The sequence below is a fragment of the Alistipes sp. i18-0019-D1 genome (assembly GCF_042852885.1).
In the GTDB taxonomy this organism is placed as follows: domain Bacteria; phylum Bacteroidota; class Bacteroidia; order Bacteroidales; family Rikenellaceae; genus Alistipes.
The window spans coordinates 2,638,323-2,663,424 of the sequence record NZ_AP031424.1; the positions used below are offsets into that span (position 1 = coordinate 2,638,323).

The window sequence follows — 25,102 nt, forward strand, 5'->3', positions numbered from 1 at the left end:
TGCTGATTGTCAGCCGATTGTGTTCCTTCGTTTTATTCCGGTCCGCCTTTTTTCGGTGGTTTCGGCCGGATTCGGGTTGGAAAAATGTGCCGGAAAAATTTGGCAATCTGTGGATTATTCTTTTTCTTTGCAATGCGGCAGGACAGTTCAGCACAGCTTCTTGCTTTCAGTTGTTTTTTGTTATCGATATAATATGGAATTGATATTTACGTCACAGATGTCCAAAGTCAAGCAGCTGGCAGATGCCTTGAGTCACGAAATCTCGATCGGGGAGTACGCTCCGGGCGATCCGCTTCCTTCGATCAACGGTTTGAGCCGGCAGTACGGGGTTTCGCGCGATACGGTTTTCAAGGCTTTCAACGAGCTTAAAACGCAGGGAGTCGTCGATTCGGCCCCGACCAAGGGCTATTATGTCTGCAACGCCGTGCATCGGATTTTGTTGTTGCTCGACACTTACAGCCCGTTCAAATACCAGCTGCACGATGCCATCACGCGCAACCTTGCGGCCAACTATAAGATCGACCTCTATTTCCACCAGCGCAGTCAGGAGCTTTTCAACAAGACCATCCGCGACAGCGTGGGCCGCTACAACCTCTACCTGGTGATGAACTACCAGAATGACGTTTATTCGGAAATCCTCGATCTGCTCGATCCCTCGAAAGTCCTGCTGCTCGACTTCGGTAAATTCGAGAAGGAGCGTTTCGCCTATGTCTGCCAGGGTTTCGACCAAACGCTTTACGACTGTATGGTAACCGGCCTGGAACGGTTCCGGCGTTACCGGAAGATCGTCTTCGTGTTTCCCGAGAATTCCGAACACCCGAAAAGCTGCATTCCCTATTTCAAGCGTTTTTGCGAAGACCACGGCTTCCCGTACAGCATCGTGAACGAGATCGGCCCGGCGGCCCTGGAAAAGGGGACAGCCTATCTGATCGTGAAGCACAGCCATCTGATCGACTTTATCAAACTGACCCGCATGCGCGGTTGGGCGCTCGGGGAGGATGTCGGGGTCGTGGCCTACAACGACGAACCTGTTTTCGAGATTCTGGATAACGGCATTTCGGTCATTTCCACGGACTTCGACCTGATGGGTGCCGTTGCCGCGCGCTTTATCCTCACCATGGAGCGTCCGCAGATCTACATTCCCACGCGTCTGATTTTACGGGGTTCCCTGTAATTTTTTTTTGACCTATTTTCAGCACAGCACAGACCAGCCTAATAAATTCCGATTGAAATTACAACCTAAATTTAAAGCATATGAATCTGAAATCCCAGAAACCCCGTATCGGAATCCGTCCCGTGATCGACGGCCGCCGGGGCGGAATCCGTGAATCGTTGGAGCAGACCACGATGGACATGGCGCAGCGCGTGGCCGAACTTTACGCCGGGCAGCTGCGCTATTCGGACGGCACGCCCGTCGAATGCGTCGTCGCCGACCGCTGTATCGGCGGTGTGAAGGAGGCTGCCATGGCCGCCGAGAAATTCAGCGTGAACAACGTCTGCGCCGTCGTCTCGGTGACGCCCTGCTGGTGCTACGGGGCGGAGACGATCGACATGGATCCGCTGATGCCCAAAGCGATCTGGGGGTTCAACGGTACTGAACGCCCGGGAGCCGTCTACCTCGCTTCGGCACTGGCCGGGCATAACCAGAAGGGGCTGCCCGCGTTCGGCATCTATGGCCGCGACGTGCAGGATATGGGCGACCGCTCCATTCCGGAGGATGTCCGCGAAAAGCTGCTGCGTTTCGGGCGCGCCGCTGTCGCCGTGGGGCAGATGCGCGGAAAATCCTATCTTTCGATCGGTTCGGTTTCGATGGGCATCGCCGGATCGATTCCCGATCCCGCCTTTTTCCAGGAGTACCTGGGTATGCGCAGCGAATATGTCGATGCGAGCGAGATCGAACGCCGCGTTCGGCTGGGTATCTATGATCCCGAGGAGTTCCGCCGCGCGATGGCGTGGACGGAGAAATACTGTAAAAAGAACGAAGGCCGGGACTACAATCCCGAACATCTCGTTTACAGCCGGGAGGAGAAGGACGCCATCTGGGAATACGTCGTCAAGATGACGCTGATCTTCCGTGACCTGATGACCGGCAATCCGAAATTGGCCGGGATGGGCTTCGAGGAGGAGGCGATGGGACACAACGCCATTGCCGGCGGTTTCCAGGGCCAGCGGCAGTGGACCGACTACAAGCCCGACGGGGATTTCTCGGAGGCGATACTCAACACCTCGTTCGACTGGAACGGCATCCGCGAGGCCTTCACCTTCGCCACGGAGAACGACACGCTGAACGGCGTTTCGATGCTGCTGATGCACCTCCTGACCAACCGTGCCCAGCTGTTCGCCGACGTGCGCACGTTCTGGAGTCCCGAGTCCGTGGAGCGTGTGACCGGCCGGAAACTGGAGGGCCGCGCCGCCGACGGCATCATCCACCTGATCAATTCAGGTTCGTGCTGCCTCGATGCCACAGGCCGCCAGTCGGAGAACGGACAGCCGGTGATGAAACCCTTCTGGGAGATCACCGAAGCCGAGGCCGAGGCGTGCCTCGGCGCGACGACGTGGTATCCCGCTTCGCGCGAGTACATGCGCGGCGGAGGTTATTCGTCGTGTTTCCTCACGCAGGGCGACATGCCGGTGACGATGTGCCGTCTGAACCTGATCAAGGGGCAGGGTCCCGTGCTGCAGATCGCCGAAGGGTGGGCCGTGAACGTCGACCGTGAGATCTTCGAAACCATCAACAGGCGCACGGACAAGACCTGGCCGACGACCTGGTTCGCGCCCCGCCTGACGGGTAAGGGGGCGTTCCGCGACGTCTACTCCGTGATGAACAGCTGGGGGGCCAATCACGGTGCGATCAGTTACGGTCATATCGGCGCCGACCTCGTTACCCTGGCGTCGATGCTCCGCATTCCGGTCTGCATGCACAACCTCGACGAGACCGGACTGTTCCGCCCGAGTGCATGGGCCGCGTTCGGCATGGACCCGGAAGGGGCCGATTACCGCGCCTGTGAAAATTACGGACCGATCTACCGGTGATTAAACTCCATCTGATTATGAAACGACTGATAAATTATATGATTGCGGGTGCTGTGCTGGCCGTTGCCGGCTGTCGCCCTGCGGAAAAAGAGTACGAAATGGGCAGTTACGGCTATGACGCGAAGTTCTTTCGCGACCACAAGATCGAATTTCTCGAACTGACCGCTCCGGAGGGCGGTGCGAAAGTTCTGGTCGCTCCCGGTTACCAGGGGCGTGTGATGACCACCACGGCGGACGGCGATGGCGGCGACAGCTACGGCTGGATCAATTACCGCTTCATCGAATCCGGCGAACGGAATCCGCAGTTCAACCCCGTGGGCGGCGAGGAGCGTTTCTGGATCGGACCCGAGGGCGGTGCGTTCTCCTATTATTTCAAGCCCGGGGCCGAGCAGGTCTACGCCAACTGGCTCGTCCCGGCGGTCATCGACACCGAGCGGTACGACATTGCGGAGCAAAGCGCCGCGCGGGTGCGTTTCACCAAATCGGCGAAACTGTTCAATGCCAGCGGCGTCAGTTTCGACATGGGCATCGAGCGCACGATTTCGCTGCTCGACGCGGAGGCCGTGGCCGGCGTGCTCGGCGCGGAACTGCCTGCCGGACTGAAGGTCGTGGCCTACGAGACCGATAACCGGATCACCAACCGCGGTGAAAACGCCTGGACGAAACAGACGGGGCTTCCCTCGATCTGGCTGCTCGGCATGTTCAACCCTACGCCGACCACGACCGTCTTCATTCCCTATGCCGAGGATGCCGAGGGGCCGGTCGTGAACGACACCTATTTCGGAAAAGTGCCCGCCGACCGTCTCGTGGCCGGCGACGGCATGCTGCGCTTCAGGATCGACGGGAAATACCGGGCGAAGATCGGCATTCCGGCTCCGCGCGCCAAAGGCATCTGCGGCAGCTACGATACCGAAAAGCGGGTGCTCACGCTGCTGAAATACTCCCGGCCCGAAGGCCCGGCCGACTATGTCAACGGGCAGTGGGGCGAGCAGCAGGACGCCTTCAACGGGGACGTGATCAACGCCTACAACGACGGTCCCGTCGAGGACGGTTCGGTCATGGGACCTTTCTACGAGATCGAGACGTCGTCTCCGGGTGCGGCGCTGGCTCCGGGCGAATCGCTTTCGCACCGGCAGACCGTGCTGCATATCCAGGGTGACGAGGCTGCGCTCGCCGGAATCGTGCAGCGGCTTTTCGGGTATGACCTCGATAAAATCACCGCGACGTTCCGCTCAACCGCACCGAAACGCTGACCCTTTCTGAAACTACGACCATGAAAGAACCCGTCATCCCCCGCAACGTCGTTTTCCCGTTTATCCTGCTGACGACGCTTTTCTTCGCCTGGGCTTTGCCGAACAACCTGACCGATACGATGCTGGCGGCCTTCAAGCGCATCATGAGCCTCTCCGACGCCAGGACGGCGTGGATACAGGTCGTCTGCTACCTGCTCGGTTACGGCTGTTTCGCCATCCCCGGGGCCATGTTCATCAAACGCTACACCTATAAGTCGGGCGTTCTGCTCGGGCTGGGGATGTACGCCCTCGGGGCATTCCTGTTCTATCCCGCCATGCTGTGCTCGGAGGTGAACGTCGAAATGAGCTTCGTGATGTATCTTTTCGCGATCTTCATCCTCTTCGCCGGGCTGTCGATCCTGGAGACCTCGACCAACTCCTACGTATTCGCCATGGGACCCGAGTCCACGGCGACGCAGCGCCTGAATTTCGCCCAGTCGTTCAACCCCTTCGGGGCGATTTCGGGCGTAATCATCAGCCAGATATTCATTCTCTCGCAGCTCAACGTCTTTACGGCCGCCGAGCGGGCGGCCCTGCCCGCCGCGGAGCTGGCCGCCATCCAGGCCGACGAGCTGAATGCCGTGACGATGACCTATGTGGCCGTCGGGGCCGTGATGGTCGTGCTGCTGCTGGCGATCTGGCTGACGCGGATGCCCAACCTGCGCGAGGAGGACAAGACCTTGCAGTTCGGGGCGGCCTTCCGCCGCCTGGTCCGGAACCGGAATTACGTCTGGGGTGTCGTCGCGCAGTTCTTCTACGTGGGCGCGCAGATCGCCGTGTGGTCGTTCGTCATCCGGTATGCCATGCAGCAGCTGCATTTCGACGCCGTGATCGCCGGGCTTGGCAGCGGGGCTTCCACCGAAAGCATCATCGCGGCCCTGCGGGGCGTGGAACCCGTCGCTGCCGGATTTTACGACTTCTGTGCCTGGATCGGATTGGACGACCTGCTGCCCCGGACCGCCGAACAGGCCGGCGCGACCTACTATATCCTTTCGCTGGTGCTGTTCGTCGTCGCCCGCTTCGTTTGCACGGGGCTGATGCGGTTTTTCTCGCCGCGCAAGATCCTCATGACCCTGGCGGTCCTGGCCGTCGCCTGCTGCCTGACGGCGGTTTATGCCCGGGGTGTCGCCGGCGTTTACGGTCTGATGGGCATTTCGGGGTGCATGTCGCTGATGTTTCCGACGATTTACAGCTGCGGCCTGCGCGGTCTGGGTCCGGACACGAAGATCGGCGGTGCGGGAATGGTCATGGCGATCGCCGGTGCGGCCGTGCTGACCCAGATACAGGGCATCGTCTCCGACCGGATCGGAAGTATCGGGACCGCCTACTGGGTTCCCGCCGCCGCCTTTGCGGTCATCGTTTATTACAGTATCTTTATATGCAAGGAAGAACGCGTGTCATGAGAAAATACGTTATCGGAATAGATTACGGGACGGACTCCTGCCGGGCTTTGGTCGTGGACAGTGCGAACGGCCGCGAGGCGGCTTCGGCGGTCTGCCCTTACCCGCGCTGGAAAAAGGGACTCTACTGCGATGCCCGGGGCCAGCGTTACCGCCAGCATCCGCTGGATTACACCGAATCGCTCGAAACGGCGGTTCGCGGGGCCGTCGCCGCAATCCCGGCGGACAGGCCCGGTGAAATCTGCGCCCTGGCGTTCGACACGACCGGTTCCACCCCCGTCCTGACCGATGCGGCGGGGACGCCGCTGGCTTTGCTGCCGCGCTTTGCGGAGGAGCCGGACGCGATGTTCGTGCTGTGGAAAGACCATACGGCCATCCGTGAAGCCGCGGAGATCAATGCCGCGGCCAGACGTTCCGATACGGATTACACGCGCTATTCGGGCGGCATCTATTCGGCGGAATGGGTCTGGTCGAAAGTGCTGCATATTCTGAAAACCAACCCTTCGGTGGCGGAGGCTGCCTATGCCTGGGTCGAACACTGCGACTGGATGTGTGCGCTGCTGACGGGCAATACCCGTCCCGAAAAGGTCCTCCGGGGCCGCTGTGCCGCCGGACACAAGGGACTGTGGCATGCGGCGTGGGGCGGCTGGCCCCCTGCGGAGTTTCTCGACGGGCTGCGGCCCGGGCTGGGGCGCTTCGCCCAGCGCATGTCTTCCGAAACGCATACCGCCGAACGGTATGCCGGCGGGCTGTGCGGCGAATGGGCCGCGCGGCTGGGGCTGCCGGCGGGCATTCCCGTGGCCGTCGGGGCGATCGACGCCCATATCGGGGCTGTCGGGGCGGGCATCCGTCCCGGCGTGCTGACCCGTATCATGGGGACCTCGACCTGCGACATCGTCGTGTGCCCGGCCGAAAAACTCGGCGGCGCCGTCCGCGGCATCTGCGGACAGGTCGACGGCTCGGTGCTGCCGGGCTGCGTCGGCATGGAGGCCGGGCAATCCGCTTTCGGCGACGTATACGCGTGGTTCCGCGACCTGCTGATGTGGCCGGTCCGGGAACTGCTGCCCGGGCGGGACGATTTGAGCGAAGAGATCATTCCCCGCCTGGGCGAACGGGCCGCGCTGGTCGATCCCCGGGAATCGTCCGTGCTGGCCCTCGACTGGCTGAACGGCCGCCGCACCCCCGATGCGAATCCGCTCCTGACCGGAGCGCTGACCGGGCTAACGCTCGGCACTTCGGCCCCGATGATTTTCCGGGCGCTGGTCGAGGCGACGGCCTACGGATCGCGGGCCATTGCGGAACGTTTTACCGGGGAGGGCGTCGAAATCCGGTCGATCCTCGCCATCGGCGGCATCGCCGTCAAGTCGCCTTTCGTGATGCAGACGCTCAGCGACGTGCTCGGCATGCCGATCCGGGTCGTCGGCTACGCGCAGACCTGTGCGCTGGGCGCCGCGATGTGCGCGGCCGTCGCCGCCGGCATCCATCCGACGGTCGGGGAGGCGCAGGCTGCGATGGGCGTCAGGGAGTACGTCGATTACGTTCCCGACCCCGAACGCCGCGCTTATTACGAAAGACAATACGAACGCTATGCGGCCCTCGGCCGTTTTGTGGAACAGCAGACAAACGAACAATAATATGAAGCTCCGTATTTTGCAATGCCTTCTGGCGACCGCGGCCCTGCTGCCTTCCGGCACGCGTGCCGGCGAAAAGGCTCCCGCCTACTGGAATTCGAACAACGCGATCTCGGCTTTCCGGCTGCCCCCGCCGCCTGCGGGGTTCACGCCGGAATACCTCGACCTGAACGGCGACGGAAGGCCGGATGCCATCCGTTCGGTCACCCACAACGACGTCCCCGTGCTCTGGCTCGACGACGACGGCAATATGAAGCCCGGCGATCTGGAGGGGGACACGGTCAACGACTGCCTGCTCGTCGACCGCAATAAGGACGGGGTCTACGATCTCATCGTGAAGTGGGCCGATCTCGACGGCGACGGCCGTGCCGACCTGCAACTGGTGGCCGAATATCCGTTCAAACCGACCGACGAGGTGTGGCCCAACGGGCACTATATGATCGTGCTGGATACCGACAGGGACGACATTTTCAACTACATCGACTGGAACACCTTCCGGCTGGAGTGCTGGCAGAAGTCGGGTATCTGCGACTTTTTCCCCGATTACAGCGGCAAGACCGCCTTCATGAAGATGCACGCCTCGACGGACAAGATCGGCGATCTGCGGCTCAACTGGGAGAATCCGTTCCTTTTCTACGATCCCGACAAGGACGGGCTGACCGAAATGGCGATCCGTCTGCTGGACTCCCCGCCGCACATGAAAGACCCGAAACTGCCCAACACCTACGACCACATGCAGCTGACGGGCCGTATCGACTGGGTTTCGATCGCCGTCGACCTCGACAATGACAACCGTCCGGGGCAGGAGTTCGATTTCGACTTTACGCTGGGCTTCCAGGGCGAAGGATTCGATTACGGCGACCAGGTGCACCCGCTCCGCAACATGCGCGGACTGCCCGAAGCCGACCGGTTCTTCCCCGATCCCCGTTTCCGGCAGTTGACGGAGCTGGTCTACACGGACCATGAGCATGCCTACGATCTGATTTTCAAGCGCGGGAAGTGGAGCCGCGTCAACTTCGTCTTCGACGAGGACGACGACTGCGGCCGCTGGGAGCGCGTGGAGTTCTGCGACAACCTCGACCCGTTCAAGGTCGGGCGCAGCCGCGGCGGTTTCGACAACCATTCCCAGTCCGACCCTTCGGGCGACCGCGGGGAGTGGGATATGGACAACTCCGGCGGCGGACGGCTCTACATCAGCCGTTTCGACGGCCGCCTGCACCTCTACGGGGCCGAGACCGGTATCTGGCGCATCGACCAGAACACGACCTATTATCAGGGCTGGGACCGCCTTTGGCAGCGCCGGGACCCCGAGCGCTTTGCGACGGTGCGTTATACCGACCGGGACGGGAACGGATTTTTCGACTGTATCGAATACGACCTCGACGGCGACCGTACGTTCGAAACGACGGTCGACCTGAAGGCGCTGGGTGTCGACGACCGGTGCGAGCTGATCGACGTTTCGGGATTCTGCTACGGCGACTATACGAAGCTGATGCGGCGCATGGCCGACGACCTGTGGCGGCAGGCGCAGCAGGCAGTCAAGGTCGCCGAACGCTACGGGCTGAACACGTCGTGGTACGCCAAACTGAAACAGGCCGCGTCGATCCGGGAGCGATACCACAAGGGCTATTGGCTGCAATACTACCTTTATCGCGATCTGGAGGACAGGTTCGCCCGCGAGGGGCGCGGTGACCTGCTGGAACGGCTGAACAGGGCCTATTTCTCGGCCGACTGGAAAGGTATGAATAAAAAGTGACGGAGATGCGTTTGCAGTTGAGATATTTCGCGGCCGCCGGGCTGTTGCTCCTCGGGCTTGCCGCTTACGGGCAAAACGAGGCCCGTCCCGAATCCCCGGAGGGGTTCTACTTCTTCTCCACTGACGATGTGGCGCATATCCGCGAGTCGGCGAAGACCGATTGGGGCGGGCGGATCGTGGCGTCCATGCGCCGGAGCGTCGACGAGCGGCTGACGCACGACATGGAGGTTCCCACGATGGAGGCCGGCCACGGCCATTTCTATGTCTGTCCGATCCATAACGTCACCTTCACCTTCCGCTGGGACCATCCTACGGCGCACTATTGCGCCGCCTGTGACAGGGAGTACCGGGGCGTGAACCGCTATAACTGGGGCTGGGTGAATTTCGTGCATGCCCACAACCTGACTTTCCTGACGAACTGCATGTATCTCTACCTGGCCACGGGCGAATCCCGCTATGCGGAGTATATCCGTGACATGCTGCTCGATTACTCGAACATGTATCCCGATTACATGGTGCACAATGCCTGGCGCAAACCCTCCGAGGCGCACAGCGGCAAGATGTTCGGACAGAGCCTCGACGAATCGGTGTGGTTCAGTTCCGCCGCCCGGGCCTACGTCGCCGTACGCGGTACGCTGACCGGGGCGCAGCAGCGGAAAATCGAACGCGATCTTTTCCGGCAGGGCGCCGACCTGCTGCTGCGCCGCCGCGACGGCGGCAACTGGCAGGTGTGGCACAACTGCGGCCTGACGGCCCTGGCGGTCGCTCTGCGCGATGACGGGCTGATCCGCGTGGCGCTCGACGATCCCCAGTGCGGCTACCGGACGCTGATGGCCAGACACGTCTATGCGGACGGATGGTGGAACGAAGGTTCGCCGATCTACCATTTCTATCCGCTCGGGGCTGTCGTGATGACGGCCGACGCCGTGCGATGCCGCAACATCGACCTGTATGACGAACAGTTGTACAATATGTTCGCGTCGCCGGTGCGGGGCGTCTATCCCGACCTGACTTTCCCGGCCCACAACGACGGCTGGTACGGCGAGTCGCTCATCGCGCAGGCCGGGCTGTTCGAAGCGGCGTACGCCCGCTTCCGCGACCCGCTTTTCCGCGACGTGCTGGCCCAGTGCTATCGTTATGTGGAGCGGGGCGGCGGTTATGCGCTGCTGAATCCGGAGCGGATCGCTCCCGCCTCGGAACCGCTGCGGCAGGAGAGTTTCCGCTTCGAAGACGCCGGATTCGCCCTGCTGCGCAGCCCCGAAGCGACCGTAGTGCTGAAATACGGCCCGCACGGCGGCGGCCACGGTCATCCCGACAAACTTTCGATTTCGGTGCACGACGGTCGGAAAGAGCTGGTCTCCGACTTCGGAACCTCGGCCTACGGCGCCCCCGACTATACGAAATGGTATCGCAAGACGCTGGCTCATAATACGGTGACGGTCGACGGCCGGGACCAGTCGGAGACGGCCGGGGAATTCGTCGCCTTCGAGTCGCGGCCCGACGGGGGAATGGTCGCCGCCCGGGCCGACCGTGCTTATCCCGGCGTGGAGATGTCGCGCCGGCTGACGCTGAAGGGGGCCGGGCTTTCCGACCGTTTCGTCTGTCGTTCGGACGGGACGCACCGTTACGACTATGTCCTGCTGTTCAACGAACGGCCCGCGCTGAACGGCAAAAGCCTCGGTGCGGTGTCGTTCGGCGAGGAACCTTACGCCCGCATCCGGAATGCGGAGTGCTACGCTTTCAAAAGAGGCTTCGTGATCCGTACGGGCGACGCCGAGGTGCGGATCGACGCTTCGGCTCCGGTGGAAGTTTTCGTGGGCGAGGCTTCGGGCATTCCTCCGACCAATCCCGGCGTGAAGACCGTTTCGGGGAGCGAGAAGCGGCCCGTGCAGCCGGCCTATCCGGTGATCGTCCGCATGACGGGCCGGACCATGACCATCGACGCGCAATGGAAGATCAATCCGTAATCATCATCATAAACTACGACTCGACAAAATGAAAAAATGTTTATCTCTGCTGGCGCTCATCGGTTTGCTGGCATTGCCGGGCGGGAACGTCGCGGCCGCGAAGAAAAAAACGACCCGGCTGAAACCCTATAGCTGGACCTCCGAGGTCGAACTGCTCAAACGGGTGGATTTGCTGCCCCTCTACCGCGACGGCATGGTGGAGCAGGTTTCCAGCTACGATCCCACGGGCGGCAACGAGGACGGTTTCGCCGGAAAGTACTCCTACATCCGCAAGGAGGGCGACAAACTGGTGCTGGCCGAACTGGAGGGACCGGGTGTCATCCAGCGCATCTGGACCCCGACGCCGACCGACGACATGCTGGAATTCTACTTCGACGGCGAGCAGACGCCCCGCCTGCGCCTGCGTTTCTCGGACCTCTTCTCCGGAAAGGTCTATCCCTTCGTGAAACCCGTGTGCGCCAACGAGATCGGCGGTTATTACTGCTATGTGCCGATCCCTTACGCCAAGTCGTGCAAGATCGTCTTCTGCGGCAAGAAGATCATGTTCCACCAGTTCCAGTACCGCAGTCTTCCGGGCTACGACGTGAAGACGTGGACCGGGGAGTTCACGCCCGGGGAGCGCGACATGCTCGCCTCGGTGTGCCGCGTGTGGTCGGAGATTTCGCCCGCCTGCACCGACTACGCCGTCGGGCAGTCGGAAGGTGCGCGCCTCGTGGAGAAACGCTTCACGCTGCTGCCCGGCGACGAAACCGTGTTTTTCGAACAGCGGAAGGGCGGCCGTATCGCAGGCTTCGAGATCGACGGCGGGGCCTCGTTCGAGGGTTTCGACCGCGACGTGCTGCTGTGCGCCCGCTGGGACGACGACACCCGCCCGGCGATCCATGCGCCGCTGGCCGACTTCTTCGGCTACGCCTACGGGAAAAAGGCCATGCGCAGCATGCTGATCGGCTGCCGCGGCGATGTCAACTACTGTTATCTGCCCGCGCCGTTCGATGCGCGTTCCGAACTGAAACTCCGTTACGTGGTCCGCGAAGGCGCCCGCCAGAACCCGATCCAGGTGACCACCCGGGTGTGGGTCAACGACCGGGCGCGCGACATCCGCACCGAAGGGCGCCTCTATACGGCCTGGCGCCGGGAGATCAACCCCGCCAAGGGCGAATACTACAAATTCCTTTCGAAGGAGGGCCGCGGCCACTACGTCGGCACGGTGCATCAGGCGCAGGGTTTCCTGGCCGAGATGACCGGCTTCTTCGAGGGCGACGATTCGACCTACATGGACGGCAAGATGCGCCTCCACGGTACGGGTTCGGAGGACTATTACAACGGCGGCTGGTACGCCATGCTCGACCGCTGGGACCGCGGCGTGAGCCTTCCACTGCACGGTTCGCTCGATTACTCGCTGCCGATGGCGCGTACGGGCGGATACCGTTTCTACATGAACGACAAACTCTCGTTCGAGCGCGAGTTTTACATGGGTATCGAGCACGGCCCTTCGGGCAACGAATATCCGGTGGACTATACCTCGGTGGCCTTCTTCTACGGCGAGACGCCCGCCACGGAGTGCATGGAGCCGACGCAGCGTCTGCGCACGGTCTACATTCCCGACAGACATACGTTCTATCCGCAGGCGATGCGCCTGTCGCTGGGCAATAACGCGCAGGTGCGCTTCGGCGATTTCCCGCGCGGCATGACCGTCTCCTCGCGCGGCACGGGGCTGGTGCGCGTTCTGTTGGAGGACGTTCCCGAGGGACGCTACCGGATCTATTTCGACTACTACGCAAAACCCAACGGCGCCGAATTCTCCGTCTGGCAGCGGCAGGGCATGCTTTCCGACTGGCGCAGCTCGAAAGCCCAGACCGAGAAACTCGTGTCGCGGTTCTACGCCGGGGACATCGTGCTGACCCCGCAGACCAACTCCGTGTCGTTCCAGATCCGCGGGAACAATTACCGGTCGGAGTTCGAGTTCGCAAATATTTACCTTGAACGGATTCCCGAATAGCCATGAAAAAGACGCTGATTCTTTGCTCTCTGCTGTGCGTTTTCGCGCAGGGGCTTTTTGCGCAGAAGGAATACAAGGCCTATATGGTCTCCAACGCGCATTTCGATTCGCAGTGGAACTGGGACGTGCAGACTTCGATCGAGGTTTACGTCCGCAATACGATGGTCCAGAACTTCTGGCTGCTGGAACGCTATCCCGACTACGTTTTCAACTTCGAGGGAGGCATCAAGTACAGTTGGATGAAGGAGTATTATCCCGACCTGTACGGACAGGTGAAGGAGTGGATCCGCCGCGGCCGCTGGAACGTCTGCGGCAGCACGTGGGACGCCACCGACCCCAACATTCCCTCCCCGGAATCGTTTTTCCGTAACATTCTGCTGGGACAGCGGTTCTACCGCGAGGAGTTCGGCGTGCAGTCGAACGACATTTTCCTGCCCGACTGCTTCGGGTTCGGCTATACGCTGCCGACGATCGCCGCACATGCCGGGCTGATCGGGTTCTCGACCCAGAAGCTCCAGTGGCGCAAGCATCCCTTTTACGGGAAGGCGAAAGTGCCCTTCTCGATCGGACTCTGGCAGGGCATCGACGGGTCGCGCCTGATGGCGGCCCTGAATGCCAACGACTACAACACGCGCTGGGACGGCCGCGACATGAGCCGCGACGAGGGGATCATCGCTTTGGCCAAGGGCGGCGTGAACAATACGGCCTACCGCTACTACGGCGTGGGCGACCGCGGCGGCTCGCCGACGATCCCGACACTGGTTTCCCTGGAGAAGGGCGTTCGCGGCGACGGTCCGCTGGAGATCGTCAGCGCCCGCGCCGGACAGATCTACGAAGATTACTATCCCTTCGACAAGCATCCCGAACTGCCCGTCTACGACGGCGAACTGCTCATGGATGTCCATGCGACGGGCTGCTACACCTCCCAGGCGGCGATGAAACGCTTCAACCGCCGCAACGAACAGCTTGCCGACGCCGCCGAGCGCGCCTCGGTCATGGCCGACTGGCTGGGCGCCGCGGCCTATCCGGCCGAAGAGCTGCGCACGGAGTGGCGCCGCTTCATCTGGCATCAGTTCCACGACGACCTCACGGGTACGAGCATTCCCCGCGCCTACACCTTTTCGTGGAACGACGAGCTGATCGCGCAGGACAAGTTTGCCGCCCTCTCGGCCACGGCTTCGGGGGGTGTTTCCCGTGCGCTGGACACGCGGGTGAAGGGAACGCCTGTGGTCGTCTACAATCCCGTCGCCGAAACCCGCCGGGAGATCGTCGAGGCGGAGATCGCCGCGGCTTCCGAACCGCGCGGCGTGTCGGCATGGTCGCCGCGCGGCGAACGGGTCCCGGTGCAGATTCTCGGCTATGAGGACGGCCGGGTGCGCGTCGCCTTCGCCGCCGAAGTCGGAGCGGTGGGGTATGCCGTCTACGACCTGCGCATGCAGGGATCGACGTCCCGGTCGTCGCTGAAGGCGACGCCGAACAGCCTTGAAAATCGCGTTTACAAACTGACGCTCGACGCCAACGGCGACATCGCTTCCGTCGTCGACAAGCGTTCGGGCCGTGAACTGGTGCAGGAAGGCCGTGCTTTCCGCCTGGCGATGTTCACCGAGAACAAATCGACCGACTGGCCTGCCTGGGAGATCTGGAAGGAGACGATCGACCGCATGCCCGAGGCCGTTGCGGACGATGTCGAGATTTCGGTTGCGGAACGTGGCCCCGTGCGTGCCACGTTGCGCATCGGCCGCCGTCATGGGAAAAGTACGTTCGTACAGTATGTCAGCCTGACGGACGGCGCCGCCGACGACCGGATCGACATTCGCAACGAGGTGGACTGGCAGAGCGAAAACGCGCTGCTCAAGGCCGAGTTCCCGATGTCCGTGTCGAATCCCGAGGCGGCCTACGACCTCGGGCTGGGGTATATCCGCCGCGGCAACAATACGCAGACGGCCTATGAAGTCTACGCCCAGCAGTGGGCCGACCTGACGGACCGGGACGGCACGTACGGCGTCGCCGTGATGAACGACTGCAAGTACGGCTGGGACAAGCCCGATGACCGCACGCTGCGCCTCACCCTGCTCCATACCCCCATGCCCGGCCGCCACTATAAATACCAGTCCCGCCAGGACATCGGCCGCCACGTGTTCACCTATTCGATCGTCGGCCACGCGAAGGGTTTCACCGACGGGCGCGTCGCGTCGAAGGCCGAATCGCTCAATCGGCCGATGGCGGCCTATGCGGCCTCTAAACATGCGGGGCGTCTGGGCCGGGCGTTCTCATTCCTGTCGGTTTCGACGCCGCAGCTGGCCGTGAAGGCTCTCAAGCAGGCCGAGGACGGCAGCGGGTATGTCCTGCGCCTGAACGAGATGTCCGGCGAACCGCTGGAGCGGGGCGAAATCCGCTTCGCCGCGCCGATCGAGGCCGCTTACGTGCTCAACGGCGTCGAGGAGCGCCAGTCCGAAGCCCGGTTCGACGGCGACCGCCTGATCGTGTCGTGCGGCCGCTTCGCGCCTTCGACCTATCTGGTGAAATTACGCCCAAGCGACATCCGGCTGGATGCGCCTTCGTCGCTTCCGGTCGAGCTGCCCTGCAACGATTACGCCTTCACGGCGGATGCCTTCAACCGCCAGGGAAACCTCGACGGCAAGGGAAATTCGTATGCCGCCGAACTGCTTCCGGAGCGGATCGTTTCCGAAGGCGTTGCATTCCGGGTGTCGGGCGACGTGGCACGCCGGAATGTCGTGAAATGCGACGGGCAGCGCATCGCCCTGCCGCAGGGCGGCTATGACCGCGTTTACCTGCTTGCGGCCTCCCTCGACGGCGACCGGGACGCGGAGTTCACCGTCGACGGCAAGCCTTTCCGCCGCACGGTCCCTTACTATTCGGGCTTTTTCGGCCAGTGGGGGCACGACGGTGAGCCGGGTTACGTGAAGGACGGCGACCTGGCCTATGTCGGTACGCACCGCCACAGCGCTGAACGCGGCAATGACCCCTATGTGTTTACCTACATGTATAAAATCTGCCTGCCGGTCGGGGCCGGAGCGAAAGAATTGGTGCTGCCCGAGGATCGGAACGTCGCCGTGTTCGCCGTCACCGTGTCGGACAACCCGAACGACTGTCTCTCGCCGTTGAACGAGATCCGGGCATTGCCGTAGATGCCGTATGAAGAGACCGGCTGATCGTCAGCCGGTCTCTTTTTTCTGTTTCGGTCGGGAAAATTTACGCTGTTCCGACATTTTGAATTTTGCCGTTTCTTAATTGGATATTATGGTGTATATTTGATTTGTATTCAGCACAGCACAGCATAGTAAAGCAATCAAAAAGAGGAAACCATGTAAAAAAGGCATGCCTTGACATGCAGCCGAAATCGCAAAGTCCAATCCCTGTCCGAATTAAAAACCAACTTAAATCAAATGAATGCTTATGAAAACCTGTTTTACTAAAATCTGTTTGTGGGGCGTGTTCCTGCTGGCGGCGATCTGTGTGCAGGCCGCACATGGACAAACCGCGGCCCCGCAGAACGGGAAAAGCGTGTCCGGTACGGTTGTCGATGAAAAGGGCAACCCCGTGATCGGAGCCTCCGTGATCGTAAAAGGCACTCAAAAGGGTGCGGTGACCGATGCCGACGGTCGGTATGTGCTTCTCGGCGTTGGCAGCGGCGACGCCCTCCAGTTTTCCTACCTGGGATATTATACCGTGACCGAGAAGGTCGGGACCCGGACCACCGTCGATGCGGTCCTTTCCGAGATGTCCAACATGCTCAACGACGTGGTGGTCGTGGGTTACGGCGCGCAGAAACGCGCCTCGATCACCGGGGCCGTGGCATCGGTCGGCGACAGCGACCTCGACCGCGTGCACAGCGCGACGACCAGCGCCATGCTCTCCGGCAAACTGCCGGGCCTTTCGTTCCGCCAGGCCGACGGACGTCCCGGATCCGGCGCGACGATCCAGGTGCGCAATTTCGGGGCCGACCCGCTCTTCGTCATCGACGGCGTTCCGCAGGACAAGGGGGCCTTCGACCAACTGGCTCCGAACGATATCGAGTCCATCTCGGTGCTGAAGGATGCCTCGGCGGCCATTTACGGTCTGCGGGCCGGTAACGGCGTCGTGCTGGTGACTACCAAGCGGGGCCAGGAAAACACTCCGGCGCGCATCAACGTCAATATGTATTACGGCTGGCAGAACTGGACACGTTTCCCGCGGGGCACGAACGCCTACGAATGGATGCTCGCCCAGACCGAGGGCCTCGTGAACCAGGGCCGGACCCCGACCGTTACGCCCGAGGAGCTTGAGAAGTGGCGCGTCGGCAAGGAGAAGGGTTATCAGAGTTTCGACTGGTACGACTATATCGTGCAGCGCAACGCGCCCCAGGCGTCGATCAATGCCAATATCTCCGGCGGCGGCAAGGAGACCAAATATTATGTCTCGGTGTCGCATTTGAGCCAGGACGCCGCGTTTCGCGATTATAAATACCGGCGTTCGAACGTGCAGAGCAACTTCGAGACCAACATCGGCAAGCGGATGCGCGCCGGCGTCAACCTGAGCGGCCGTATCGACTCGAAGCGCAATCCCGCCGTTTCCGGTGCCGATCCCGACGACTACTGGCAGCCGCGCAACGCCCTGCTGAACCTGCTGCCCACCGAACGGCCCTACGCCAACGACAACCCGATGTACATCAGCGCGACGCAGGTCCCCGAGGCCAACTGGGCCGGCATCAACTACAGGAACTCGGGTTCTTATAAATACGATCTGCGCGTGATGCAGGCCAATATGTTCGCCGAATACAAGTCCTACTATGTTCCGGGGCTGACCGGGCGCGTGACCTATTCGTACCAGATGGCCGACAACACGATCGACAATTTCGAATACGCCTACGACGCCTATACCTACAACAGCGACAAGGACACCTACGAGAAGAAGGCCGTGAACGCCACCGCCAACCGTGAGCAGACCCACAAGAAGGTCTTCAACACGATGTTGCAGTTCATGATCAACTACAACCGCACGTTCGCCGAGAAGCACACCGTCAGCGCCGTGCTGGCCAACGAGCGCACGACCTACCGCACGACCAACGAACTGGTGAAGGCGTCGCCCAACAACAACGTCATTCCGATCATTCAGCTGAACGACATCAAGGGTTACACCGCCTCCGACAAGCCGCAGGCCCGCGTAGGTTATGTCGCCCGTGTGAATTACAATTACGACAACCGCTACTACATCGAGTTCTCGGGCCGTTACGACGCTTCGTGGAAATTCATCTCGACCAAACGCTGGAGTTTCTTCCCGTCGGTTTCCGGGGCCTGGCGCATCACCCAGGAGCCGTTCTTCAAGAACAACGTCAAGTCGGACGTGTTGAGCGACCTGAAAATCCGCGCTTCGTACGGTGTCGTCGGCGACGATGCCGTGGGCGGCGACTACGACTACGTGGCCGGATACAACAACAACTCTTCGGTCAGCATCCTCGACGGGGAAGCCGTCGTGGGCATCCGTCCCCGCGGCGAACCCGTGACCAACGTGAGCTGGATGAAGAACCACTTCACCAACGTCGGACTCGACTTCGGGCTTTTCGGCGGCAAACTCTACGGCAGCTTCGACTACTTCTACCGCAAGCGTACCGGCCTGCTGGCTACGCGCAGCGATCTGGTGCTTCCTTCCGAGGTCGGTTATTCGCTGGCCAGCGAGAACCTGAACGCCGACGCGCACTACGGTTTCGAGTTCGCGATCAACTACCGCAACCGTTTCGGGGAGTTGGGCTTCCAGGTCGGCGCTAATATTTCGTATGCCCGCCGCAAGATGGTGTCGGTCTACAACGAACGTTTCGCCAACTCGCTCAAACGCTACCGCAACGGGCAGGAAGGCCGCTACACCTACGTGAACTGGGGCTACAATACGATCGGCGTATTCCAGAACCAGGATCAGATCAACAACTGGCCGGTCAACATCGACGGCAAGGGCAACACCACGCTGCTGCCCGGCGACTTCATCGTCGAGGACGTCAACGGCGACGGCCGTATCGACTCGCAGGACGAACGCCCGATCGCCTACCAGGACAACTCCTCGGTGGCTCCGCAGCCGATCATCAACGGCGGTCTGACCCTGGGCTTCGACTGGAAGGGCATCGACCTGTCGGCCGACTTCTCGCTGGCCGGGGGCTACGCCTTCACGCCCAACTGGGAGACCCGCTGGCCGTTCCAGAACGGCCGCACGCTGGTTCGCGAGACGCAGTTCAAAAACCGCTGGCGTCACGAGGATCCGTTCGATCCCAACAGCGCCTGGATTCCCGGGGATGTTCCCGCCCTGCGTTTCACGGCCCGTGAATATGTCTCCTGGAACCGCAATCTCGATTATTGGACGACCAACGTCGTGGCGTTCCGCCTCCGCTCGCTGGAAATCGGCTACACGCTGCCCAGGAAATGGCTCGCTGCGGCCCGCATTCAGAAGGTGCGCTTCTACGTGAACACCTACAACCTCTTTTCCATCGACAACGTGAAGAAGTACGGTGTCGATCCCGAGATCGCAGACCGCAACGGTATGCAGTATCCCCAGAACCGGGTGGTCAACATCGGTGCAAACCTGACGTTCTAACTTTAAAACCGAATACTGATGAAAAACTTCAATATATTCCTGTTGGCCGTCCTGCTGCTCTTTACGGGCTGCGACGGTGACGAAAATTTCCTGACGAAGTCGCCGACCGACATTTTCGTGGACGAGGACGTCTGGAAGAACGAGGCGCTGATCATGGGCCTGGTTTCCGACCTCTATTCCCGTTATGCGGATTACCAGACCATTGAAAAATGGTATTCGTTCTGCGACCTGGACGAAGGCTACTGTTCGAACGCCGTGGACCGCAAGCGCCATCAGAACGCTACGTGGGGCTATGGCGAGCAGGCTTCGTGGGACTACGGTTATGTCCGCCACATGAATCTTTTCCTGCAGAAATGCGCCCGGGCCGATGCTTCGGTTTTTGCCAAGAACAGCCGCGAGCGGCTCATGGGCGAGGTTCGTTTCCTGCGTGCGGCGTACTATTTCGCCATGGCCAAACGCATGGGCGGCGTGCCGCTGATCACCGAACCCATGCAATACGATTACAGCGGCGACGTGACCTATCTTTACCGTCCGCGCAATCCGGAATACGAGATTTACGATTTCGTGCTCAAGGAGTGCGAGGAGATCAAGACGCTGCTGCCCAACGACCCGTCGGTCAAGTCGCGCGCCACGAAGGCCGCGGCGCTGGCCATGCGTTCGCGCGCGGCCCTCTATGCCGGTTCGATCGCCCGTTACGGCGCGCTCCGTACGCCCGAGGTGACGCTTCCCGGCGGAGAGGTGGGCATTCCGGCCGAGAAGGCGGATTATTATTACGGCATCGCCCTCTCGTCGGCGCAGGAGATCATGACCGACAATCTCTACGACCTCTATAAGAAAAATCCCTCCGACCTTGCGGATAACTTCGCGTCGATGTTCCTCGACAAGACCGACGCCAACACGGAGGCCATCTTCGTCAAGGATTTCCTTTCGCCCAACAAGATCCACAACTATACGGTCTATACCCTGCCGCAGTCGATGAGCGAATACCCGCGTTACAACGGTTCGCTGTGCGCCACGCTCAACCTCGTGCAGCTGTACGAACTGCTCGACGGCAACAAGATCGAACCGTTGAAGGTCGGCACGCCGGCCAGCCCGGTCTTCTACGACAAACCGGGCGACCTGTTCGCCGGGCGCGACGCGCGTCTGGCCGGGACGGTGATCCTGCCGGGAAGTTCGTTCCGGGGCAATCCCGTCGACATCTGGGCCGGTTACGTGACGCTCGACGGCAAGCTGACCACCGGCAACGCCCCCGGCGCCGAAGGCACCCTGCCCGGAACGACGGAGAAGGTGCAGGTCGTCGGCAAGGACGGCCCGTGCGAAGCCGCTGAGTTCAACACCCATACGGGTTTCTATGTCCGCAAGTACAACGACACCAAGGTCGGTTCGGGCGATGAGAAGACCGGCAGCGAGGTGTGGTTCATCCGCTACCGTTTCGGCGAGGTCCTGCTGAATGCTGCCGAGGCGGCTTTCGAATTGGACCAAAAGGATCTGGCCGCACAATACCTGACGCGCCTGCGCGAACGTGCGGGCTTCACCGAGGCGCTGACCGAGGCGGACATTACGTTCGACCGCATCGTGCACGAGCGCAAGGTCGAACTGGCTTACGAGGGGCACGAACTCTGGGACATGAAGCGCTGGCGCCTGGCCCACCTCGTGTGGAACGGTCAGAACATGAACGAGACGCCGGGCGACCCCGCCGCCGCGGACGCCGTCAACACGCAGTGCCTGGGCCTCTGGCCGCTGAAGGTGCATGCGCCCGGGACGCCCGTCGACGGAAAGTGGACCTACATCGTCCGCAAACCCAGCCATGTGACTGCCGCGCACCAGTTCCGGATCGGCAATTACTATTCGGAGATCAACACGACGATCCTGAGCAACAACCCGCAGATCGTCAAGCAGCCCAATCAGTAACGAAAAACAGTTCCAGATCATGAAAAAGATAGTATATTTTGCGATATGCGCACTGGCGTTGTCGTTCGCCGCGTGCGAATACGACAACTACGACGAACCCGAATCGCGCTTCTCCGGCCGTATTCTCTACAACGGCGAACAGCTCGGCTTCGGCTACAACGAAGTCTACATCGAGTTGTGGGAGCAGGGCGACTGGCAGCTGAAGGAGGCCATCCGCGTGAACGTCAATATAGACGGAACCTTCTCGCAGGTGCTTTTCGACGGCGATTACAAGATGGTCATTCCCAAGTCGGCCCGCCCTTTCCTGGTCGAGCAGGACACCGTGCTGCTTAAAATCCGGGGCAACAAGCAGATGGACATCGAGGTGACGCCCTACTATACGATCGAAAACGTGAAGTATAAGTACAACGCCGAGACCGACAAGCTGGAGTGCACCTGTTCGATCCGTCAGGTCGTGACCGATCCCGCGGAGGCCAAGACGGTGAACATCATGCGCGAGTATGTCGGCAAGACGGCCTACCTCTACCAGGGTTCGCAGATCAACTGGCATACGCTCAACACGCAGAACAATCCCGGAGGAAGTCTCGATAACGTCGTATTCTCGGGTCCTGCGGTCAACAGTTCGAAGCTGCCTTCGGCCCAGAACTACATCTTCGGGCGGGTGGCTGTCCAGGTGAACGGCATCTCCCCGATGCTGATGACGCATCCCAAGAAGATCACTTTCAGGTAATCGGCCGGACCGTAAGCCGGGGAGGGCGGACGAAATCCGCCTTCCCCGGCTATCCGCAAATCGGGATGAAGCGCATTCTGCTGGTTTTGACCGCGCTGCTGTGCGGTCCGGGACTCGGTATGGCCGGGAATCCCTTCCTGCGTCCGGAAGGGGCGGCTCCCTTTGTCGTCGCTCACGGCGGATGCAAGCACCTGTTTCCCGAAAACACGATGGCCGCTTTCGACGGAGCCGTGGCGCTGGGCGTCGACATGCTCGAAATGGATGTCCGGCTGACGGCCGACAGCGTTCTGGTGACGCATCACGACGATACGCTCCGGCGCACGAGCGACGGCGAGGGCCTGATTATCGGTTACACGCTCGAAGAGCTGGGGCGTTTTAACTTCGGTGCGAAGTTCGCCGGGCTTGAAAAGAAGTATCCCTACCGCAATTGCCGGGTCCGCATCACGACGCTGGAGAGCGTTCTGCTGAAGTACGGGAGTGTCAGGCGGATGTTCCTTGAAATCAAGGGCGAGGGCGGCGAGGGCCTGCGCTGCGCTGAAAAATTGGCGGAACTTCTTCGCCGCACGGCGACGGAGGACCGCGTGCTGGTTTCGGCTTTCAACGACCGGATCGTCCGGCATTTCCGGAAAGTTTCGCGGGGCCGCGTGCAGACGGCCATGGGGCGGCGGCATGCCCGGAGGCTGGTCGTGCTGAGCAAGATGGGGCTCGGTTTTTTGTGGTGCGGAAAGTACAAGTCGCTGCAAATCCCCCTGCGCATGGGCAAGGTCCGTCTCGACCGGCCTTCCATTGTGCGTACAGCCCGCCGCAAGGGTATTTCGGTGTATTACTGGACGGTCAACAGGACGGAGGATATGGAGCGTCTGGCGGCTTTGGGAGCCGACGGCGTGATCACCGACCGTCCCGACCGCGTTCCGGAGGAGTGGGTCAGAACATCGTCTGATTGATACGCCGGTATTTTTTCGGCGTTTGGTTGTAGAGCGATTTGAAAGTTTTGTAGAAGTGTCCCAGGTTCGGGAACCCGCAGTTGGAACTGATCTCCTTGATCGGCATGCCGGTGATGACGAGTTGTGTGGCGGCGTAGCGCATTTTCAGTTCGTTGGTCAGCTCGGTCAGCGATTTGCCGAAGTGGAGGCGGACGGTGCGGTTCACATAATCTCCGTTTCTGCCGCACAGTCCGGCGAATCCGGCGCATCCCCGGCGGAAAAGGTCCGGGGTGGTGTATTCCTGAATGGCGCGTACGAGCCATACCGGAATGTCCGCGGGGGTGGCGAGGGCTTCATGCAGCGTGATCTGCCGGAAGATGAACAGCAGCAGGCTGTCGAGTTCGATATTGCTCCGGGAGTGGCTCATCGTCTCCTCGGCGCGTGCCGAAAGCTGGTGCAGGATTTCGGCCGGAAGCTGTATCCGGTAGGGCATTGCCCCTGTCGACCAGAAATACTGGCCGCTGTCGGGGAAATAGCGTTCGCGGAAATGATGCAGCGTCTCGACGGGAAACGCAATGTTGATCAGCGTGATTCCCCCCCCCTTGGTCGATGCCGCGTACGTATGGGCATCCTGCGGCCGAATCATGATCAGGTCGCCCGGCCCGATGCGCAGGCGTTCGCCGTTGACCAGGTGATACCCCGAACCTTTCTCGATCCAGAGCAGTTCCGCATAGTCGTGGGTATGGAACGAGAGATCCTGCCGGGAGATGATATTGACGCGGGCCAGGTGGAACGTTTCGCCCGGATGAAGGAAGCTGGATAATTCGAAAACAGGGATGTCCATGGGGCTGTATGTTTTTGCAATAGTACGGATTATTTGTGGAAAAACCAAACGGAAATATCGGTACAGGATAATGAATGAGGACTTTTTATTCGAATTGAGACGGTAAAACGTAACTGAAGCTATGACGGAGAACACAGTGACGGGCATGGTCACCAAGGTGCAGCGGATGTCGATTCACGACGGTCCGGGCATCCGGACGACGCTGTTTCTGAAAGGGTGCAATTTCCGTTGCCGGTGGTGCCACAATCCCGAGACCTGGCGGCGGGAGGCACAGCTCGAACGGATCGCGGAACGCTGTATCGCCTGCGGGGCCTGTGTGCCGGTCTGCCGGACCGGGGCCTTGCGTCCGGAAGAGGGCGGCATCGGCATCGACCGGGAACGGTGCGATGCCTGCGGGCTGTGCGCCGCGGTCTGCCCTGCGCGGGCGATGCACCTTGTGGGACGGGAGGTTTCGGCGGACGGACTGATGCGGGAACTGCGGCGCGACGTGCCCTATTTCGAGGAGTCGGGCGGCGGGGTCACCCTCTCCGGGGGCGAACCGCTGCTCCAGCCCGCCTTTGTCCGCGAAGTGCTGTCGCGCTGCCGGGCCGAGGGGATCCCGACGGCCGTCGAGACGAACCTCTCCGTGCCTTCGGAGCTGATCGAAGAGTTGCTGCCGCTGGTCGGTCTGTGGATGTGCGATTTGAAACTGGCCGACGACAGCCGGCATCGCCGGTGGACGGGGATGTCCAACGCCCGGACCGTTGCGAATCTGCGGCTGCTCGGCCGAAGCGGAGTTCCGCTGATCGTCCGCACGCCGGTCGTGCCCGGTGTCAACGATACGCCCGAAGCCATTGGGGCGGTCTGCGCCCTGCTCAAAGACCTCGAAGGGCTGCTCTATTACGAATTGCTGGGGTTTCACACGCTCGGCGCTGATAAATACGCCTGCCTGGGCATGGAGAACCCGATGCCCGGTGCGGAACCTTTGCCGCCGGAACGGCTGGAACGCCTCCGGGAGGCTGCCGCCGCGACGGGGATAAAAGTCAAATAAACACAGA

General features: G+C 61.2%; 15 protein-coding genes. 14 read left to right on the forward strand and 1 reads right to left on the reverse strand.

Features of this window, described 5'->3' with window-relative positions:
• Positions 1-193 precede the first annotated feature (193 nt).
• The 13 genes from ACGHP5_RS11205 to ACGHP5_RS11265 all read left to right on the forward strand — a co-directional run bounded on the left by ACGHP5_RS11205 (position 194) and on the right by ACGHP5_RS11265 (position 23,242).
• On the forward strand, positions 194-1,174 hold the full coding sequence (locus ACGHP5_RS11205) for a GntR family transcriptional regulator (protein ID WP_290533356.1): 981 nt from the start codon (positions 194-196) through the stop codon (positions 1,172-1,174).
• 80 nt (positions 1,175-1,254) lie between these two features.
• Complete coding sequence (locus tag ACGHP5_RS11210; protein ID WP_290533357.1) at positions 1,255-3,033, forward strand: L-fucose isomerase; 1,779 nt, start codon at positions 1,255-1,257, stop codon at positions 3,031-3,033.
• Between the two features lie 17 nt (positions 3,034-3,050).
• Complete coding sequence (locus tag ACGHP5_RS11215; RefSeq protein ID WP_390566816.1) at positions 3,051-4,286, forward strand: DUF6786 family protein; 1,236 nt, start codon at positions 3,051-3,053, stop codon at positions 4,284-4,286.
• Between the two features lie 20 nt (positions 4,287-4,306).
• Positions 4,307-5,728 (forward strand): L-fucose:H+ symporter permease, encoded by a 1,422-nt coding sequence (fucP, locus tag ACGHP5_RS11220; RefSeq protein ID WP_290533358.1) that lies wholly within the window; start codon positions 4,307-4,309, stop codon positions 5,726-5,728.
• A complete protein-coding gene (locus ACGHP5_RS11225) occupies positions 5,725-7,359 on the forward strand; it encodes a ribulokinase (RefSeq protein WP_295904554.1) in 1,635 nt (544 codons plus the stop codon). Before fucP ends, ACGHP5_RS11225 begins: the two co-directional genes overlap by 4 nt.
• Before the next feature lies 1 nt (position 7,360).
• Positions 7,361-9,112, forward strand: coding sequence for an FG-GAP repeat domain-containing protein (locus ACGHP5_RS11230; protein WP_390566818.1), 1,752 nt, complete (start codon positions 7,361-7,363; stop codon positions 9,110-9,112).
• 5 nt (positions 9,113-9,117) lie between these two features.
• Positions 9,118-11,079, forward strand: a complete 1,962-nt coding sequence (locus ACGHP5_RS11235; RefSeq protein WP_390566820.1) for a heparinase II/III family protein — start codon at positions 9,118-9,120, stop codon at positions 11,077-11,079.
• A gap of 28 nt (positions 11,080-11,107) precedes the next feature.
• On the forward strand, positions 11,108-13,078 hold the full coding sequence (locus ACGHP5_RS11240) for a glycoside hydrolase family 172 protein (protein ID WP_337656709.1): 1,971 nt from the start codon (positions 11,108-11,110) through the stop codon (positions 13,076-13,078).
• Between the two features lie 2 nt (positions 13,079-13,080).
• Positions 13,081-16,227 carry an alpha-mannosidase gene (locus ACGHP5_RS11245; protein WP_390566823.1) on the forward strand — a complete coding sequence of 1,049 codons (3,147 nt, stop codon included), beginning with the start codon at positions 13,081-13,083 and terminating at the stop codon, positions 16,225-16,227.
• A gap of 268 nt (positions 16,228-16,495) precedes the next feature.
• On the forward strand, positions 16,496-19,657 hold the full coding sequence (locus ACGHP5_RS11250) for a TonB-dependent receptor (RefSeq protein WP_290533364.1): 3,162 nt from the start codon (positions 16,496-16,498) through the stop codon (positions 19,655-19,657).
• 18 nt (positions 19,658-19,675) lie between these two features.
• Positions 19,676-21,568, forward strand: coding sequence for a RagB/SusD family nutrient uptake outer membrane protein (locus tag ACGHP5_RS11255; protein ID WP_290533365.1), 1,893 nt, complete (start codon positions 19,676-19,678; stop codon positions 21,566-21,568).
• A gap of 19 nt (positions 21,569-21,587) precedes the next feature.
• Positions 21,588-22,298 (forward strand): DUF3823 domain-containing protein, encoded by a 711-nt coding sequence (locus tag ACGHP5_RS11260; RefSeq protein WP_290533366.1) that lies wholly within the window; start codon positions 21,588-21,590, stop codon positions 22,296-22,298.
• Between the two features lie 65 nt (positions 22,299-22,363).
• Positions 22,364-23,242 carry a glycerophosphodiester phosphodiesterase gene (locus tag ACGHP5_RS11265; RefSeq protein ID WP_390566826.1) on the forward strand — a complete coding sequence of 293 codons (879 nt, stop codon included), beginning with the start codon at positions 22,364-22,366 and terminating at the stop codon, positions 23,240-23,242.
• On the opposite strand, the gene ACGHP5_RS11270 is transcribed toward ACGHP5_RS11265, so the two are convergent.
• Positions 23,223-24,065: an AraC family transcriptional regulator gene (locus ACGHP5_RS11270; protein WP_337757202.1), complete on the reverse strand. Its 843-nt coding sequence runs from the start codon at positions 24,063-24,065 to the stop codon at positions 23,223-23,225. The two genes, ACGHP5_RS11265 and ACGHP5_RS11270, sit on opposite strands and share 20 nt — an antisense overlap.
• Positions 24,066-24,186: 121 nt before the next feature.
• On the opposite strand from ACGHP5_RS11270, the gene ACGHP5_RS11275 reads away from it, so the two are divergent.
• Positions 24,187-25,095 carry a glycyl-radical enzyme activating protein gene (locus ACGHP5_RS11275; protein WP_290533369.1) on the forward strand — a complete coding sequence of 303 codons (909 nt, stop codon included), beginning with the start codon at positions 24,187-24,189 and terminating at the stop codon, positions 25,093-25,095.
• The last annotated feature ends 7 nt before the right edge of the window (positions 25,096-25,102 follow it).